Here is a 3,622-nt window from a genome sequence, read left to right as displayed (position 1 = left end):
CGGATGTCCACAAAATTTGCTCAGGCACAGACTGCAGTGAAATTGACGTTACATCAGTACGCTCATAACGCGCACCAACTACCAGGTTAGCTTCAAAGCCACCGATTTCGCCATCCATTGTAGCCATTGCGTACAATGACAAAATGTCTTCTTTCACAGTGTTATTAGCTGAACTAACTGCTGGCAAATCACCCGGCGTGAAACCATACTCTGGTGCTACGGCGTTCAGTAAATCAACTGCATTTCCGCGGAATGAAACACTACCGAGAGGGATTGTTGTTGCGCCTGCAGGTACCGCAATTGAATCAGCACCGGCAACACCATTCATGTTGTGATCCTGGAATGCACAAGCGGTACAGGTTACGTCAAGCAGACCTTCTGGAATATTACCTACATCGGCAACACCCCAACCACCAAGCTGTGCTTCAGTTTCATAACGAACCTGTTCCATTTCGGTAGACATATAACCTAAACCGAAATCAAGCTTAACGTCAGCGCCTTTGTCCCAGCTACCGTCGAAGCGGAACTGGTTAACTTTAGAGGTTTGGTCAGACGAAATAGCACGAGTTACCTGTGGGCCTACGTCTGGCAAATCAAAGATGCCGTTGTTGTTACCTTTAATAGAATCGTCAACAACAATGCTGGCTTGGGGCAATGACTGTGAGTAGTCAACGGTTTGCCAGCCGGCTGTCGCACCCGCTACGTTGAAGCGGATAACGTTTTTACCGTATGGACCGTTGCCGCCACTGCTTGCTTCTGCAACTGACGCATCAAAACGCAGGTTCAGTGAGTCATTCGCCCACCAGTCAACGTTGAAGCCAAATGACTTAAGTTCGTCTTTCGCACCCATTACCAGGTTTTGGAAGAAGAAGTCTTTACCACCATCGATGTCTTCAGTGAAGCGAATAGGTGTCGCAACAACCGGGTTACCGTCAAATTCCATATCAGTGAACTGACGCGCAAACCAAATACCATCAACAATAGAGGTTGAAGAAATAGTGTTGCTGGCATAAGTCGCATCAGCCGTAATGGTCATATTGTCGTTAGGTGCATACTGCACCGTTAACATACCGTTGATACGCTCACGATTGTCTTCGTTCAAACCTATACCCAGGTTTGAAGGCATCGCAACCAGCTGACCTTCTGCTGGTGCGTTGGTTACATTCGCGCCGTCAACCAGACCGAATGTACCCGGAGAATTTGAATCCCAATTGTACAGCTGGTAGTTTTCCACACTCATGTGGCGGCTACCAGAGTCACGTTCCTGGAATGAACCAAACAGCGCAACACCGAAGTTGCCGTCATCATTTACCCAGTTAGCTACGCCGCTTAACTCTGGTGTTACGCCATCACCGCTTTCGTCTTTCATGGCTTTTACGCCAATAGAAGCGCGGTCATTACCCTGAGCCAGTGGCTTCAGCGTATTAATGTTGATGGTTGCACCAATACCACCTGATGGTACTGCAGCACGACCCGTTTTATACACCTCAATGCCGCTCACACCTTCAGACGCCAGGTTAGAGAAGTCAAATGAACGCGTAGTACCTGATGCGCCCTGATCAAGCGGGTTACCTGTAATTGAGGCAACGTTTGCCGCCGGCATCTGACGTCCGTTCAGGGTGATCAGGTTAAAGTTACCGCCAAAACCACGAACAGTTACTTCTGAACCTTCACCGTTTACACGGTTAATTGACACACCGGTAATACGCTGCAGTGACTCAGCCAGGTTGGTGTCTGGGAACTTACCCATATCCTCAGCAGAAATTGCATCTACCACACCCGTTGATTGTCTTTTGACATTCATCGACTGAGATAAACTGCCTCGTACACCCCTTACTTCAATCTTTTCTACTGTGCCCGCTTCCTGTGCATAGGCGCCTGAAGCGACCATGACACAAAGTGCCCCGGATACAGCTGTTGCTAGTTTGTTCTTATGAAACATAGTTTGGTTTCCAATTGAGATTAACACTTTTGTTTATGTGTGCGTTTGTGCCTGCTTTTTGTCATCGATGTCATTAAGTGACCCAACCACTCAACCGATAACACTAAGTCGTAGGAAGTCCTACACGCAGTACGCAGTGCTAACATCCAATACGGTTTCTCTCATCCGCATTGAACTGCCACAAATTACCAACTTTGTTAATAATCTGTAACAGTGCAACTTATAGCTTACAATCTGATAACAATGCAAGCATTTTGTAAAGAAACCTAACAAATAAATAAAATACCTGTCATTCATCGTGTTTTTGATCAACTCGGTGCGTTAATTGCTACGGACTTTTTAAACAGAAAAGTAGATTGATATAGAAAAATTGATTCGCTTATTACTATTTTAGACAACGTTATCAAAACGGAACCGGACAAAAATCAAGCTAAAAAATAAGTAAAAAACCGGTTTCAAGCCGAAATTTAGCGGTTTTATAGCCACTATTTCGTATTTCATATTGCTATTCAGGAACAGCGCCAAAAATAATGCGTCAAACTTACTACATCGTTGTCATAATGAATTTGATAACGTATTACACAGATTAAAAAACTGGCGAGAGAGAAAAAAGCAGGTATATTAACAAATAGAGTTGTGAACAAATAAGAAAACAATTGTAAACATAACGTATTGTTCACTGTACAATAAATACCTTACCCTACAGGCAAGTACATTATGTAGGCCAATGCCAGAAAATGACTTTGCCAGAGCAATGACACTACAATGCAAAATAATAAAGACAACGGATCGCAAAAATCAGAAAAGCGCGCACCTTTAGCGCTAATGCCAGACAGGCATTTCTTTCACACCATTAAACAGCATGGCCCAATGAGCCGTGCATCCATTGCGAAATTAACCGGTATTTCAAGACCGACGATATCTGAGTCTGCACAACGTCTGGTAAAGCTTGGACTGGTAAACGAAACAAAGCGAAAAACACAAAATAAACAAGGCCGGGCCGGTATTATTTATGAAATCAACGCGTCAAAAGGCATTATTCTGGCTTTGGCGATTGACGTAAAGCAAATACAGCTCAGGTTGACCAATCTGGCGCTGGGTGTAATTCGCGACCAGAGCTTTACCATTGACCAGGGCTGGGACAAGCAGGACTTTATTAAAGCGATAATTCAAATCGTTGAACTGTCGCTCAACGATCAGCAAGCGCCTTTACTGGCAATTGGTGTATCGGTAGCCACGCCGGTAAATACTACAACCGGTGAAATCATCGCACTCCCCTTTTCCCAATTCACGGTGATCCACGAGATTAACTTCAAACACCTTCTCCATAGTCATTTTCAGTGTCCTGTCACCATAGATAACGACGTAAACTGGGCAACGCTTGCAGAAAAGGCCAACGGCATTGCCAGACACGAATCCGACTTTGTGTTCATTTACTTTGGTGAAGGTATTGGTGGCGGTGTGTATTTCGACAATCACCTGATTCGTGGCGCGGCGGGTATGGCCGGTGAATTGGGTCATATCATGATTGAAGAAGGCGTTAACCTGCAGGATTATGTGCACAAACACAAATTACAGGAAGCGCTCGAAGCCGGCGATGACCTGACCACACACCCTGCCCTCATCATTATTTCCCGCATCATTGCTTCCATGGCAACAATAATGAACCCAAATATGTTT

General features: G+C 44.9%; 2 protein-coding genes. One reads left to right on the top strand and one right to left on the bottom strand.

What is annotated here, in order from left to right; genetic code table 11:
• Positions 1–1,942, bottom strand: a 1,942-nt coding sequence (locus tag AC4MRN_RS19985) for a TonB-dependent receptor (protein ID WP_491204309.1), incomplete at its 3' end; no start/stop codon positions are given.
• Between the two features lie 765 nt (positions 1,943–2,707).
• Here AC4MRN_RS19985 and AC4MRN_RS19980 point away from each other — a divergent pair.
• The coding region (locus tag AC4MRN_RS19980) for an ROK family transcriptional regulator (RefSeq protein WP_491204308.1) at positions 2,708–3,622 on the top strand (915 nt) is incomplete at its 3' end.

This window comes from Marisediminitalea sp. (assembly GCF_984433645.1).
This window is presented reverse-complemented; position numbering and strand designations above follow the sequence as displayed.